Genomic DNA, 13,851 nt, shown 5'->3' on the forward strand with positions numbered 1-13,851 from the left:
ACTATTAGTTTTGCGTCGCCCTCTGATTTTTAGACCTTTTCTTTAGCTATCGAGACGTTCGATAATAATCGCAGGGGCCATGCCGCCCGCGGCGCACATGGTAACCAATCCACGTTTTTTATCCTGCCGCTCAAGTTCATCAAGCAACGTGCCGATCAGGATCGATCCGGTGGCTCCGATGGGGTGCCCAAGCGCCATTGCGCCGCCATTGACATTTACTTTGCTACGGTCAAGTTTCAGGTCGCGAATGAATTTTTCGGTAACGATGGCGAAAGCCTCGTTAATTTCCCAAAGATCTATATCTTCCGTTGTCAGGCCTGCCTTGGCGAGTACCTTCTTCGCAGCTGGAACTGGCGCGTTCAGCATCAATGTCGGGCAATCACCCATATTAGCCGTCGCAACAATACGGCCGCGGGGTTTCAGGTTATGCTTCTTCGCATAGTCACCCGATGCGAGAAGTAGTGCCCCGGAACCATCAACAACACCTGAGGAGTTGCCAGCATGGTGCACATGATCAAATTCCTTGATTTGCGGATATTTGCGCGTAATCAGGCTGCCATATGTGTTGCCGGCGTCGTCAACGACGACATCGCGAAACATATTGAAGACTGTCTTGAGCCCCGCAAGGCTTTCCATAGTCGTGCCGGGGCGCGGAAATTCCTCCCGATCGAGAGCGATTGAACCATCCGTGTTTTTAACTGGAATGAGCGATTTATTGAACCGGCCTTCCTGTATTGCCTTGTCTGCGCGTTTCTGGCTCTCTACCGCGAGTTCATCAAGGGCTTTCCGGTCAATCCCTTCCAGCGTGGCAATAGCATCAGCGCAAACACCTTGCTGTGACTGGGGATGACTATCACGAAGAGCGGTGTTGCCCGCATCCAGCATTGCCGGATTGCTGGGATCGGCAATTGAGGCGGTATAACTCATCATCTCGGTACCGCCCGCAATGACCAGATCTTCCATGCCGGACATGATTTGGGCCGCCGCGAGGTTGACAGTCGTGATCCCAGAACCGCAAAAGCGATCCAGCGTCATACCGGAGGCTTTGATGTCATAGCCAGCTGACAAGGCCGACATCCGGCCGAGGTCATAACCCTGCTTGCCGACTTGTGTCGAGGTTCCCCAGATAACGTCATCAACATCGGCAGTATTGAAATCATTCCGTTCAGCAAGAGCACCGAGAACGGTCGCGCCAAGATGCTGTGGGTGGAGATGGGCGAGGGCGCCCTTGCCAACCTTGCCGACACCACGTGGAGTACGGCAGGCATCAATAATGTAAGCTTCAGTCATTATTTTGATCCTTGTTATTGTTTGTTTCTAACGTGGCGCCATACGAATTGCGCCATCCAGGCGGACGTCTTCCCCATTAAAATATCCATTCCGGCACATTTCAAGAGCAAGAGAGGCATATTCCTCAGGCTGCCCCAGACGGGACGGGTTCGGAACTTGCGCGGCAAGGGCGGCTTTCACCTTGTCAGGCGCGCCTTGCAACAGAGGAGTATTGAATAGACCCGGTAAAATTGTGTTGACGCGAATGAGTTCCTGCGCAAGATCGCGTGCAATCGGAAGGGTCATCCCGATAACGCCGCCTTTTGAGGCGGAGTAGGAGGCCTGCCCTACCTGACCATCCTCTGCTGCGACGGAAGCAGTATTGATAATCACACCACGCTCCCCGTCGATCGGGTCGAGGGTCATCATGCCGGTTGCCGACTTTGCGATGCAGCGAAAGGTACCGATGAGATTGATCTGGATGATCATCTCGAATTTATCTAACGGAAAGTGCCTGATTTCGCCGGTTTCACGGTCCCGGCTAGCCGTTTTTACGGCGTTACCGGTTCCTGCGCAATTTACAAGAATTCTTTCCTGGCCGAGCTTTTCGCGAATGGATGCGAACCCGGCATCGACATCTTCTTCTGAGGTAACATTCACCTTTGCAAAAGCGCCGTCGATTTCGGTTGCAACGGCTTCGCCCAATTCTTCGTTCAGATCAAAAATTCCTACTTTTACGCCAAAACTAGCAAGTTTTCGCGCCGTTGCTGCGCCAAGGCCGGACGCGCCGCCTGTTATAATCGCAGTTGTTCCATCGAGATTCATTGTCGTTCCTTCTCCTTCTTAATTTTCTTATTCAGAGAATAAAATACGGTTGTTCTTTATGCTTATGCTTCTTGGCAGCCGTACGTTGGATAAGCTTTATCTGACGTAATTTAAGCAGAGAGATACCATAAAGATAGAAAAAACAATTTTCCATCTTTTAGGACGGGGGCCGTCTTTCTGGAATTCAACTAACTGATATTGATAATAATTCGCAAAATGAAGTTGACTCTTATCGAGGCTATTGATAATCATTCCTAGAAATAAGCCAATATATTGTAATTGCATACGAAAAGAACGGTCAAAAAAATGTTGGATAATCAATCCGATCGCAAAAGCAGTAAGCGGATGATTATGCTTGTGGATGAAACCCTGCAGAGCGGTGAATTATTTATCACCAGCAAGGAACTCACGATTGCTCACAACGGTGATTCATACAAATTGCGGCTTACTGGAAATGGAAAACTGATCTTAACAAAATAAAGCAATTAGCCCGCCACCCAGCCACCCGACATATTCGGCAGCCAGGCAGCAAGCAAACGCGATACAACTAGAAAGCTGTTGTTATGCGCCGAACTCTGCCGCTCGCCTGTCTGGGCGCGCTCCTCTCAAGTACTTTTCTGACGCCTGCCATTGTTGCAGCGGCAGACGAAACGCCGACTGTATCGCTTGACGCGATGACGGTCTATGCGACCCGCACGCCGCAATCCTCGTTTGAGGTGCCGGCGATGACTTCGAATATTGATACAGATGCGCCGGGAAACGCATTGGCAGGGGATACGGGAGATCTTCTTGAATTCACACCGGGTGTTGAGGTGGCTGGTGGGCCACGTCGGAATGGGCAGACTGTCTCTATCCGCGGATTTGATAGCGAAGCCATTATTACCCTGATTGATGGACGTCGCCAGAACTTCGAGGCAGCCCATGATGGTCGATTTTTCGTTGACCCCTCGCTTCTCAAGCGGGTGGAGATCGTGAAGGGTGCCTCTTCGGCAATTTATGGTGGCGGCGCGATCGGCGGCGTTCTTGCGTTCGATACCAAGGATGCTGCAGACATGTTGAAACCCGGAGAAGACTGGGGTGTTTATACTTCAATGGGATACCGGACGGCGAACAAGGAATATTCTCCGGTTGTCTCTGCTTACGGTCGGACGGGGGCATTGGATGTCATCGGAATCGCCGCGCTTCGCAATTCCGGTGATATCGAGCAGGGTGACGGCAATAAGCTTATTTCCGAAGACAACCTCGTTTCGGGTACCTTCAAGATTGGTTATAGCTTTAACGACTTCAACAGCCTGCAGTTTATTTATCAGGGTCTTCACAATGATGGACAGGAGCCGAATAATGGTGGCGGCGCCATTACGGTTTCTAACCCGGTTGTCGATAAGCGGGTTAATGATAACCAGTTCGGATTGAAGTATGCATTTGAAGATCCAGGTAATAGCTGGCTGAACCCGAAGCTCCATCTCTATTACAACACCACCGAAGTTCGCGAAGAAGATATCTCGGGAACAAATTTGGGTCGTGTGCAAACACGTGACATGGATACCATCGGCTTCACGGCCGACAATCAGACGGTGCTCACGGCGAGCGAGACGCAGAAGCATACATTGTCTTATGGCTTGGAAGTGTACCATGACGATCAGACGGGTACCATAACCGGGGGTGGCACGCGTCCGGGTGTTCCAAACGCGGATGCCACTAATTACGGGGTTTATCTGCAGGACGAAATCGATTTGAAGACGTCTGCGGGTCGCTTCCTGATCATTCCGGCGGCACGGTTTGATGCCTACCGCAGCAGTGACAATGCTGGTAATTCCCAAAGTGAACATAAGGTCTCTCCGAAAATATCGGCGAGCTATCTGCCAAACGATAATGTGATGTTCTTTGGTAGTCTTGCGCAAGCCTTCCGCGCACCAAACCTCACCGAAATGTATGCGTCGGGGCAGCATTTCCCTGCAGTCCCCCCGTTCTTTCCGGCTAACTTCTTTGTTCCAAATCCGGACCTCCGGCCGGAAACCGTTGTCACTTTTGAAGTTGGTGCTGGCATAAACTTCGATAATGTCGTCGCGGACAATGACAAGGTCGCCGTAAAGGGTTCCTGGTTCATCAGTGAAGGAGATGATTTTATCACGCAGGTGGTGAATACCGCAGGCGGAACGACACAATATGTCAATATCCCGAATGCCCGGCTATCTGGTTTCGAGGTTGACGCGCAGTATAATCTTCATCCGGTGACGACAAAACTCGGCCTTTCCTATGTTGAGGCGGAAAACAAGGACACGGGGGAGTATCTCTCCAACAATCTACCGCTGACACTGGTTGCTGATGTTGCTTACAGCGCCGATGAAATTGATAGCATTTTCGGTCTGCGCGGACGATTTGCAGCCGCCAATGATAATGTGTCCAGTTCACAGGTGCCGACCGCGGGATACTCCGTCTATGACGTTTACTATCGCTGGGCGCCGAGCGAGAAAGGTCTCGATACCCTCACTGTCGATCTCGGAGTATCGAACGTTCTTGATAAAGCTTACACAACAGCTTTCGCCGGTCTTCTTGAAGAAGGGCGCAGCTATAATGTCAGGGTAGCCTATAAATGGTAGGGGCGGCGTTCGCACAACCGACAGATTGGGGCAAGAAATGGGTTGTCTTTCTTGGCCTGTCCGTCTGTGCGAACGCCATTCTCTTGACGCAGGTCCACCCGATACCAAAAATCGAGCCAATTTACGATATTCCAATTCTGAAGGTGAATTTGATGACGCTGGCTCGTCCGGCGGTCTCAAGTCCGCCGGTTGAAAGCAAGGTGGAGCCTGTAAAGGTACCACCACCTCCACCACCAGAGGCGGTTCGTGTCAAGCCTGTTGTCACAACCCCCTTTGCACCGGAGAAGGTTGCGGTTATTCCCAAGCTGCCGCAACCGAAGGCCGAACCTGTAAAGGAAGCGAAAGCCCAGCCGGTTCCGCGTCCTATGGTTCGGCCTGCCGTGGTGCTTGAACCGCCCATCGAGACCAAGGCGGTTCCCCCGATCGAGATGGCAAAGATCGTTCCGGAGATTGTTGAGAAAATCCCGGAGAAGAAAATTGTGAGAAAGGTTGTCGCCAAGCCGGAGCCTCGACCTGCGCCGGAGCCCAAGGTTGTTGCCACGCTCCCGGATACCAGCAAAGGCATTGGAGAAGACAACTCGACCGTCATTCATGAGGCGCGTTATCGCCATCAGGTCCCGCCATCCTATCCGCGCCGTGCGCTTGATCTTGGGCACCAAGGAACAGTCACGTTGCATGCGGAAGTTTTGCCAAGCGGCACACCGCGGGATCTAAAAATTGCCAAGTCCTCCGGGCATCGCCTGCTTGATATGGCGGCCATGGCGGCCGTTAAGAAATGGAAATTCGAACCAACTAGTGTCGACGGGAATGCCGTGGTCAGTTGGGTTCGTGTTCCCGTGAATTTTGTTATCCATTAGGAGCCAGAAATGACAATGAGTGAATCAGTTCAAACAGCGACAAAGCTGACACCGGAAGAAATCAGAGCAGAGTATGAGCGGCTTAGCCAGGAAAAAGGAATGCGCGCGCGGAATGCGGCCAATGAAATGGGTATTTCTGAAGGCCAGCTAGTGGCGGCGCGTGTCGGAACGGTTGCTACCCGCCTTAGCGATAACGCTGAAGCAATCCTGAAGTCTGTGGTCTCTCTTGGAGAGGTGATGGCACTGACCCGCAATGAACATTGTGTTCATGAACGGAAAGGCATCTATGAAAACCCAAGCTTCTTTAAGCATGGTCCTATGACGACGGGCTTGTTTGTCAATCCCGATATTGATCTTCGTCTGTTTATGGGGCAATGGAAACATGGCTTTGCCGTAACAGAAACCGGGAAAGCGGGTGTTCGTAAAAGCCTGCAGTTTTTTGATGGCGCCGGTGATGCTATCCACAAAATCTATCTGACTAACCATTCTGACGAGGCCGCCTATGATGATCTGGTTGCAATGCATCGCCACGCTGAACAAAATACGTCAATCGAAATTGAAGGCACAAAACCAAAACCGGAAGAACGCCCGGATTCAGAAATTGACTGGCAAGGTTTCCGTTCCGCCTGGGAAAAACTGAAAGATACGCATGACTTTTTTCCGATGCTCCGGAAATTCAAAGTGGGCCGCGTCCAGGCTTTGAAGAAAATCGGAACGGATTTCGCTGCGGAACTTGATAACAGTGCTGCACGGCTCGTACTCGAACTTTCGCGGGACCGTCAATGTGAAATTATGGTCTTTGTCGGAAGCAAAGGCTGTATCCAAATACACACTGGTCCTGTGAACAAGCTGGTAGAGGCGGGGGGATGGTGCAATGTCCTCGACCCCAAATTTAATCTGCATCTGGATGAGGGCGGAATCAGCCATAGCTGGGTAACAAAGAAGCCCTCTGTCGATGGCATTATCACGGCCGTTGAAGTTTTCGATAAGAACAACGAACTCATAGTGACCTTCTTCGGCAAGCGGAAACCCGGCGTGCCGGAGCTGACAGAATGGAGCGAAATTGTCGATAGCCTGCCACGCAAGGAGGTATCGAATGTTGCCTGAGTGGCTTTCATTCATACTTCCTGACTGGTTTTTCCAAATGGGATTGATGGCTTGGCCGCTTGCCATATGCTCTGTTCTGGCTGTTGCGGTCGGGTTGGAGCGGCTTGTATTTACCGTTCGGGCGGCGATCAAGGCAAAGGCACATTATGAGCGGTTGGCCGATTACTTGCGGGCGAACAGGAACCATCCAAAAGCTGTACGGGATGAACTCGTTGGGGTGACGCTGAATGATTTCCGGCGTCCCTATTACAGTGGGATCAAGATGTTACGGCTGATTGGTATGATCAGCCCGATCATAGGTCTGCTGGGTACTATTCTCGGGATTATTGCCGCGTTTAAGGTGATTTCTGTGCAGACAGGGCCAGTTTCGCCTGCGTTGATCGCAGATGGGTTGTGGGAGGCGATGTTGACCACAGCAGCGGGTCTGATGATTGCACTGCCTGCACTTCTTATGGCGCATTTCTTCAGTGCGTTCAGTGATCGCCAACTGGAGCGCTTTTGCCTGGAGCTAAATCGTCTGTCGCTTTCTTTCGAAATGGCGAAGAACGAGCCTGCATCTGAAGTTGTTACTCTGAACGCAGAGGCGCGCCGGTCATGATCACACTTCAGTCCGAAGATCCGCACGGGGGAACCTTGCGGGAGCTGGCGCCTGATCTGACACCGATGCTGGATATCCTGTTTATTCTTCTCGTGTTCTTCTTGCTGACGGTCGGAACAGTTATGCGTTCGCTTGATCTGCAGCTTCCCTCCGCCGTAGAGGAGGAATTGGAACAGTTGAATGAACCTCGGCACATCATGCTTGAAATTCGGGAAAGCTCTTACGCACTTGATAGTCAGGAGTTCACTCATTTTGGCGAGCTAAAAGAAGCGATCAAGGAAAGTCGGGCTGCTCATTCCGATCATGAGATCATTGTCGCCGGGGATCGCCAGATTTCAATCGAAAAATTGCTTAAAGTGCTGACATACCTGCAGTCGCAGGGGATAGAGGCCGCCAATATTCTAATGCAAAAAGAAACCAATCAATGATCAGAATTTTATTAGTACTCTGCGTTTTCATCTCTGCGGCAGCCCATGCCGAGGCACCGAAAAGGATCGTCTCCGTCGGGGGCGCAATTACGGAAACAATCTATGCGCTGGACGCCGGGGGGCTTGTCGTTGGCAGCGATACGACAAGCTATTATCCTCCGGCCGCCGCCTCGGCGCCCAAGGTCGGATATATGCGCGAACTGAGTGCGGAGGGCGTTCTCTCGCTAAACCCGGATCTTGTTATACTGTCTGAAGAATCAGGCCCACCAACTGTACTTGAGCAGTTAAAATCTGCCGGTGTTTCCCTGCTGGTACTCAAGGCCGGTCGGTCGATCGGGGATGTGAAGGAAAACATCGAAATTCTTTCAGAAACATTGGATAAGCGAGAAAAGGGTGCCGAATTGATTGCCGGCATCAACAAAGCTGAAGTCGAATTGAAAGAAGCTAACGCCGCCGGGCAGGAATCCAAATCGGTAATATTTATTTTGCAGCATAGTGGCGGAGCTCCGATGGTTGCAGGATCAAGAACCGCGGCGGACAGCATTATCAAGCTGGCCGGTGCCACAAATGCCGTTACGGGATATGAAGGATATAAACCCTTGTCACCGGAAGCGGCAACGAGCTTAGCGCCTGATGTATTGCTTGTTACTACTCAGGGGCTTGAACAGTCGGGGGGCAAAGCGTCGCTTTTGGCGGCTCCGGGAGTGTCGCTTACGCCAGCGGCAAAGAATGGGCGGATTGTAGCGATGGACGCCCTTTTGCTGCTCGGCTTCGGACCGCGGACGGCCGAGGCTGCCCTCGAACTTAACAGACAGTTGAACCGTCAATGAGCTTGCTTGACAAAGCGGTCGGCAGGCCGTTTTTCCTGAAACGGATGAAATTCTCGGCATTGCCTTTGCTAGGCCTTCTGCTGCTGGCCGTTGCCTTGGTCTCTGCCTCGATCGGAGCAGTTTCAATTCCGCTCTCTGATATTCTCGGGGGTAGTTTGGCAGATCAACAGTTGGCCGTTCTGAACTCCATCAGATTGCCGCGCGTCGTTTTAGCGGTCATTGTCGGCGGTGCATTAGCCGTATCCGGTGCCGCAATGCAAGGGCTGTTTCGCAATCCTCTTGCTGATCCGGGTTTAATCGGTATTTCGACGAGTGCGGCATTAGCCGTTGCCATTGTCATTGTGTTGGCAGGGCCAATTGTCGGATATTTCGGGCTTTATGCCATGAGCATTGCCGCCTTTGGTGGAGCACTCGGCGCCTGTTTCGTGATTTTCCGATTTGCCAAGCTGACCGGGACGTTTTCTGTCACCTATATGTTGCTCACCGGTATTGCGATAAATGCCCTGTCTGCGGCCGGTGTCGGGTTCCTGACATTCCTGAGCGATGATCAGCAACTCAGGACCTTGACTTTCTGGACCATGGGTAGCCTCGGTGGTGCTTTGTGGGTGTCCGTTATTGTTGCCGCGACAATTATTATTCCGTCTGCCTTGATCCTTGTAAAGAATGCGCGAGAGCTCAATGTGCTGTTGCTCGGGGAGAGTGAGGCGCGGTATCTCGGCGTTGATGTTGAGCGGTTGAAACGAAGGATCATCATCTGCACGGCGTTGTCGGTTGGTGCGGCAATTTCTGTTAGTGGGATCATCGGGTTTGTTGGTCTTGTGGTGCCTCATTTGATCCGCTTGACGCTCGGGCCAGATCATCGGCTTTTGATTCCGGCATCGGCCTTTTTAGGGGCGATCCTGCTTTTGCTCGCCGATACTGTTGCGCGCACAGTTGTTGCGCCTGCGGAGATGCCAGTTGGTATTTTGACCAGTATGATAGGCGGACCGTTCTTCCTTTGGCTGTTGATGAAGCAATTTTCAGGAAGGTTTGGTCTGTGATTGACGCGGAAAACATAGTCTATTCCATTGGTGGGCAGAGAATCCTCGCGAATGTGTATGCGACCTTCAGGCCTGGTGATGTAACGGCGATCCTGGGCCCAAATGGCGCAGGGAAATCGACGTTGTTGAAATGCCTGACAGGGGCGCTTAAGCCGGATGAGGGCCGGGTATCCCTGGATGGAAAGGATTTGCAGCACTATTCCCTGACGGAGCTGTCACGTCGCCGCGCCGTTCTCTCGCAAGCAAACCCCATTAGCTTTCCATTCACCGCGCATGAAGTCGTGGTAATGGGCCGCAATCCCTATTCGCTCGAAAAGACAACCGCCTCAAATGCGGAGATTGCCGATGAGGCGCTTACTCTCGTAGATGCCTGGCATCTCCGGGATCGATCCTACCCGAGCCTTTCCGGCGGTGAGCAGCAGCGGGTCCAGTTTGCGCGGGTGCTGTCGCAGATATGGGAGCAGGAGGAGGCTTGTCTCTTTTTGGACGAACCGACGTCGGCATTGGATTTAAAACACCAGCATCAGTTAATGGATCTGGTACAAAAGCTCTGTCGCGAGAAGAATCTCACGGTTATCATAGTTATGCATGACCTCAATCTCGCCCATCACTGTACGGATCGTTGCTTTTTCATCCGGGAAGGGTGGATTCAAGGTGGCGGAGAGTCGAAAAAGTTAATCACCGCCGATACCATTTCCGACATATTTGATCTGCCGAAGAAATATGCCGCGATGAGGTTCGGCATGGATCTTGCCGGTTAGCCCATCCTCACATTCTCTGCTTTTGAGACGGCCGCCTTTGGATTAACATGCCTTGCCGTCGTTACGGATCGGCAAGGGGAAGGGCGAGATGTCAGGGCAAGCAGTAAATATTCCAGATATTATAGTGATCGGTGCTGGGATCATCGGCATCACATCGGCCATTGAATTGCAGGAGAAGGGCGCAAAGGTGACAGTGCTGGATAAAGCCGGTGTCGCGGCGGGTGCGTCCCAAGGTAATGCCGGCGCTTTTGCCTTTTCCGATGCGTCGCCTGTTGCTTCTCCCGGTATTATCCGGAAAGCGCCGAAATGGTTTTTGGATCCGCTGGGCCCGCTCTCCGTTCCGCTTCCCTACGCCCTTCAGATTCTCCCCTGGATGTTTCGCTTCTTAAGCGCGAGCCGGCCCGAGCAGGTGAGACGGGGGATAGAGGCGCTCACGACACTGATGACAGTGTCCCGCGACCGGCTTATTCCTTTCATGGAGCAGACGGGCACCCATAATATGCTGCGCCAGCACGGTAATTTACAGCTTTATGAACATCGCAAATCATTTGAGGAGAATTTGCCTGTCTGGCACGCAAGGGGCGAGCGGGGGACTGAATTCACGGCGCTAACGGACCCAGATCAGATTGCGGAATATCAGCCGGGAATCAACAAACGATTTGTCGCGGCCATCGCGACGAATGACTGGTATGGCATTTCCGATCCGAAGGATTATACAGTCCAGCTTGGCGAATTCTTCAAATCAAGAGGCGGCAAGATTGACATCGCGGAGGCCGTGGCGCTCAAGCACGGGGCGGAGGGCGTTTCCGTGCGCCTGAAGGATGGAACAGAGTTATCGGCGGATCATGTAGTGGTTTCAGCAGGAGCCTGGTCGCACCACCTTGCCCGCACTGTTGGCGATCATATCCCGCTGGAGACGGAGCGGGGATATAACACGACGCTTCCGATAGGGGCGTTTGATCTCAACCGGCAGCTTTCGTTCGAGGAGCATGGATTTGTGGTGACCCCGCTATCGAGCGGTATTCGCGTTGGCGGTGCGGTGGAACTGGGCGGGCTGAAGTTGCCGCCAAACTATCGGCGGGCGGATGCTCTGCTCAACAAGGCGAAGTGGTTCCTTCCCGGTCTTAAAATCGAGGGCGGACGGCAGTGGATGGGTTTCCGGCCCAGCCTGCCGGATTCGATCCCCGTTATCGGCCCTGCTAGTCGGTCCCGCCGCATCACCTATGCTTTCGGGCACGGCCATCTTGGTTTGACCCAATCGGCGGGAACCGCCAAGCTGGTGGCGGATCTGGTGATGGGGATAAAGAATGATATTGATCTCTTGCCCTATAGTCCCCGGCGCTTTTAAGGTCTGCGAATGACACAACATATATTCCAATGCATAGATGGGCATACCTGCGGCAATCCGGTGCGGGTCGTCACTTCAGGCGGGCCGAACCTTAAGGGCGAGACCATGCTCGCCCGCCGCGCGCATTTTATGCGGGATTTCGACTGGATCCGCACAGGCCTGATGTATGAACCGCGCGGTCATGACCAGATGTCGGGAACGATCCTTTATCCCTCCACTCGCGATGACTGCGACATTGCCGTCCTTTTTATTGAAACCTCGGGCTGTCTGCCCATGTGCGGCCATGGCACCATCGGCACCGTCACCATCGCGATAGAGGAGGGGTTGGTCATCCCGAGAACGCCTGGAAGACTTACCCTTGATACCCCGGCGGGGAAAGTCGTCGCGGAATATCGTATGGAAGGAAAATATTTAGAGGAAGTGCGGATTATCAATGTGCCGTCTTTTCTCTATGCGCAAGGATTGAGCGCAACCTGCCCCATGCTAGGGGAGCTGGTTGTCGAAGTGGCCTATGGCGGTAATTTCTATGCGATCGTTGAACCGCAGGCGAATTTCACAGATATGGCCGATTATTCCGTGGCGGACCTGATCCGATGGAGTCCGGGCTTGCGCGCGGCGCTTAATGAAAAGTATGATTTTGTACACCCCGAGCAACCGGACATAAAAGGTCTCACCCATATTATGTGGACGGGCAGGCCGACGGTAGCGGGTGCAACGGCAAGGAATGCGGTCTTCTATGGTGACAAGGCGATTGATCGCTCCCCTTGCGGTACAGGCACCTCGGCCCGTATGGCGCAATGGCGCGCGCGCGGGGACCTGGCAATTGGTGACGACTTTGTTCACGAGAGCATTATCGGTTCCCTCTTTAATGGTCGTGTGGAGGGGGAAGTTAGAGTCGCAAACATCGATGCGATTATCCCGTCCATCGGGGGCTGGGCGCGCGTGACAGGATACAATAGGATCATCATTGATGAGCGGGATCCGTTTGCCCACGGGTTTGTCGTGAGATAAGGAGAAAAGCATGAAAATAACCGCGATCAAAGCCTGGCAGGTGGATCTGCCCTTGAAAGAGGGGCGCTATAGCTGGTCCAATGGCAATTTCGTTGAGGTGTTTGATAGCACCGTCGTTGCCATCGAAACGGATGAGGGCATAACCGGTTATGCCGAATGCTGCCCATTAGGGTCGACCTATCTGCCATCCTACGCGAAGGGAGTGCGCGCTGGTCTCGCAGAAATAGGGCCACATCTGATCGGACAGAACCCGCTTGCCCTCCATGAAATCAACCGGGTTATGGACAGCAGCCTGAGGGGGCATCCTTACGCGAAGGCACCAATTGATATCGCCTGCTGGGATATTCTCGGAAAGGCAGCAGGACAGCCTGTCTATATGCTCCTCGGCGGGGCGATGCAGGAGGATGTGGCACTTTACCGGGCCATCTCGCAGGAAAGCCCGGAGCAAATGGCCGCGAAGATAGAGGGCTACAGCGCAGAAGGATACACGAAGTTCCAGCTTAAAGTCGGGGGTGACGCGAATGAGGATATCGATCGTATCCATGCCACACGCGCTATCCTGAAGAAAAGTGATATACTGGTGGCAGACGCCAATACTGGCTGGACCCGTCACGAGGCGGCGCGTGTTGTCAGTGCGGTCGCTGATCTGGATGTTTATATCGAACAGCCCTGCATGACCTATGAGGAGTCAGTCTCGATCCGTCGGCGCACGGCGCTTCCCTTCGTGCTGGATGAGGTAATTGACGGTCCCGGTGTTCTGGTGCGGGGGATTGCTGAAGATGCCATGGATGTCATCAATCTCAAGATTTCAAAAGTAGGTGGCCTGACGCGGGCACGGCTGATGCGTGATCTTTGTATCGCCTCCGGCATCCCCATGACGATTGAGGATACATGGGGCGGCGACATTACGACTGCGGCTATTGCTCATCTTGCACGGTCAACGCCTGAGGAGTTCTGCTTCTCGGCCACAGATTTCAATTCCTATGGCACAGTGACAATTGCCGAAGGATCGCCTCAAAGAGTTAATGGCCGGATGACAGCGTCTGATGTGCCTGGTCTTGGCATAACGCCGGATTTTGACGTACTTGGAGAGCCAGTCCTAACCATATCCTGATGAGTTCGCTTGCGCTGTTCTACGTTAAGCGCGTAAAACTGATTTCAAAGGAACCTTGCAAGG

14 protein-coding genes are annotated in these 13,851 nt (G+C 52.9%); 12 read left to right on the forward strand and 2 right to left on the reverse strand.

Features of this window, described 5'->3' with window-relative positions:
* Positions 1-42: 42 nt before the first annotated feature.
* Positions 43-1,290, reverse strand: a complete 1,248-nt coding sequence (locus AC0L73_RS15505) for an acetyl-CoA C-acetyltransferase (RefSeq protein WP_227951108.1) — start codon at positions 1,288-1,290, stop codon at positions 43-45.
* A gap of 27 nt (positions 1,291-1,317) precedes the next feature.
* Positions 1,318-2,094 (reverse strand): SDR family NAD(P)-dependent oxidoreductase, encoded by a 777-nt coding sequence (locus AC0L73_RS15510; protein WP_473654163.1) that lies wholly within the window; start codon positions 2,092-2,094, stop codon positions 1,318-1,320.
* A 306-nt stretch (positions 2,095-2,400) separates the two neighbouring features.
* Here AC0L73_RS15510 and hemP point away from each other — a divergent pair, with 306 nt between their 5' ends.
* From hemP to AC0L73_RS15570, 12 genes are all read left to right on the forward strand, one after another.
* Positions 2,401-2,574 carry a hemin uptake protein HemP gene (hemP, locus tag AC0L73_RS15515; RefSeq protein WP_227951113.1) on the forward strand — a complete coding sequence of 58 codons (174 nt, stop codon included), beginning with the start codon at positions 2,401-2,403 and terminating at the stop codon, positions 2,572-2,574.
* A gap of 83 nt (positions 2,575-2,657) precedes the next feature.
* Positions 2,658-4,694: a TonB-dependent hemoglobin/transferrin/lactoferrin family receptor gene (locus tag AC0L73_RS15520; RefSeq protein ID WP_227951114.1), complete on the forward strand. Its 2,037-nt coding sequence runs from the start codon at positions 2,658-2,660 to the stop codon at positions 4,692-4,694.
* A complete protein-coding gene (locus AC0L73_RS15525; RefSeq protein WP_227951116.1) occupies positions 4,688-5,551 on the forward strand; it encodes an energy transducer TonB in 864 nt (287 codons plus the stop codon). The genes AC0L73_RS15520 and AC0L73_RS15525 overlap by 7 nt, the downstream gene beginning before the upstream one ends.
* 15 nt (positions 5,552-5,566) lie before the next feature.
* Entirely contained in the window at positions 5,567-6,658 is a 1,092-nt protein-coding gene (locus AC0L73_RS15530) for a hemin-degrading factor (RefSeq protein WP_473654164.1), read from the forward strand.
* Complete coding sequence (locus tag AC0L73_RS15535; RefSeq protein WP_227951120.1) at positions 6,648-7,256, forward strand: MotA/TolQ/ExbB proton channel family protein; 609 nt, start codon at positions 6,648-6,650, stop codon at positions 7,254-7,256. Before AC0L73_RS15530 ends, AC0L73_RS15535 begins: the two co-directional genes overlap by 11 nt.
* On the forward strand, positions 7,253-7,684 hold the full coding sequence (locus tag AC0L73_RS15540) for an ExbD/TolR family protein (RefSeq protein ID WP_473654165.1): 432 nt from the start codon (positions 7,253-7,255) through the stop codon (positions 7,682-7,684). Before AC0L73_RS15535 ends, AC0L73_RS15540 begins: the two co-directional genes overlap by 4 nt.
* The gene (locus AC0L73_RS15545) at positions 7,681-8,514 is read left to right on the forward strand and encodes a heme/hemin ABC transporter substrate-binding protein (protein ID WP_473654166.1); all 834 of its coding nucleotides are present in this window, start codon (positions 7,681-7,683) and stop codon (positions 8,512-8,514) included. The genes AC0L73_RS15540 and AC0L73_RS15545 overlap by 4 nt, the downstream gene beginning before the upstream one ends.
* Entirely contained in the window at positions 8,511-9,554 is a 1,044-nt protein-coding gene (locus AC0L73_RS15550) for a FecCD family ABC transporter permease (protein ID WP_473654167.1), read from the forward strand. Before AC0L73_RS15545 ends, AC0L73_RS15550 begins: the two co-directional genes overlap by 4 nt.
* Positions 9,551-10,315: a heme ABC transporter ATP-binding protein gene (locus AC0L73_RS15555; protein WP_473654168.1), complete on the forward strand. Its 765-nt coding sequence runs from the start codon at positions 9,551-9,553 to the stop codon at positions 10,313-10,315. The genes AC0L73_RS15550 and AC0L73_RS15555 overlap by 4 nt, the downstream gene beginning before the upstream one ends.
* A gap of 88 nt (positions 10,316-10,403) precedes the next feature.
* Positions 10,404-11,663 (forward strand): NAD(P)/FAD-dependent oxidoreductase, encoded by a 1,260-nt coding sequence (locus AC0L73_RS15560; RefSeq protein ID WP_473654169.1) that lies wholly within the window; start codon positions 10,404-10,406, stop codon positions 11,661-11,663.
* Positions 11,664-11,672: 9 nt separating this feature from the next.
* Positions 11,673-12,674: a 4-hydroxyproline epimerase gene (locus tag AC0L73_RS15565; RefSeq protein ID WP_227951140.1), complete on the forward strand. Its 1,002-nt coding sequence runs from the start codon at positions 11,673-11,675 to the stop codon at positions 12,672-12,674.
* A gap of 10 nt (positions 12,675-12,684) precedes the next feature.
* Positions 12,685-13,788, forward strand: a complete 1,104-nt coding sequence (locus tag AC0L73_RS15570; RefSeq protein ID WP_473654170.1) for a cis-3-hydroxy-L-proline dehydratase — start codon at positions 12,685-12,687, stop codon at positions 13,786-13,788.
* Positions 13,789-13,851: the final 63 nt, after the last annotated feature.

It is taken from the genome of Sneathiella sp. D3-11 (assembly GCF_055809395.1).

What these genes read in the sequence shown, in the direction of transcription:
- AC0L73_RS15565 (WP_227951140.1), top strand. Translation starts at nt 11,673, where the DNA reads ATGACACAACATATATTCCAATGCATAGATGGGCATACCTGCGGCAAT.
- hemP (WP_227951113.1), top strand. Translation starts at nt 2,401, where the DNA reads ATGTTGGATAATCAATCCGATCGCAAAAGCAGTAAGCGGATGATTATG.
- AC0L73_RS15535 (WP_227951120.1), top strand. Translation starts at nt 6,648, where the DNA reads ATGTTGCCTGAGTGGCTTTCATTCATACTTCCTGACTGGTTTTTCCAA.
- AC0L73_RS15560 (WP_473654169.1), top strand. Translation starts at nt 10,404, where the DNA reads ATGTCAGGGCAAGCAGTAAATATTCCAGATATTATAGTGATCGGTGCT.
- AC0L73_RS15510 (WP_473654163.1), bottom strand. Translation starts at nt 2,094, where the DNA reads ATGAATCTCGATGGAACAACTGCGATTATAACAGGCGGCGCGTCCGGC.
- AC0L73_RS15525 (WP_227951116.1), top strand. Translation starts at nt 4,688, where the DNA reads ATGGTAGGGGCGGCGTTCGCACAACCGACAGATTGGGGCAAGAAATGG.
- AC0L73_RS15545 (WP_473654166.1), top strand. Translation starts at nt 7,681, where the DNA reads ATGATCAGAATTTTATTAGTACTCTGCGTTTTCATCTCTGCGGCAGCC.
- AC0L73_RS15540 (WP_473654165.1), top strand. Translation starts at nt 7,253, where the DNA reads ATGATCACACTTCAGTCCGAAGATCCGCACGGGGGAACCTTGCGGGAG.
- AC0L73_RS15530 (WP_473654164.1), top strand. Translation starts at nt 5,567, where the DNA reads ATGAGTGAATCAGTTCAAACAGCGACAAAGCTGACACCGGAAGAAATC.
- AC0L73_RS15570 (WP_473654170.1), top strand. Translation starts at nt 12,685, where the DNA reads ATGAAAATAACCGCGATCAAAGCCTGGCAGGTGGATCTGCCCTTGAAA.
- AC0L73_RS15550 (WP_473654167.1), top strand. Translation starts at nt 8,511, where the DNA reads ATGAGCTTGCTTGACAAAGCGGTCGGCAGGCCGTTTTTCCTGAAACGG.
- AC0L73_RS15520 (WP_227951114.1), top strand. Translation starts at nt 2,658, where the DNA reads ATGCGCCGAACTCTGCCGCTCGCCTGTCTGGGCGCGCTCCTCTCAAGT.
- AC0L73_RS15505 (WP_227951108.1), bottom strand. Translation starts at nt 1,290, where the DNA reads ATGACTGAAGCTTACATTATTGATGCCTGCCGTACTCCACGTGGTGTC.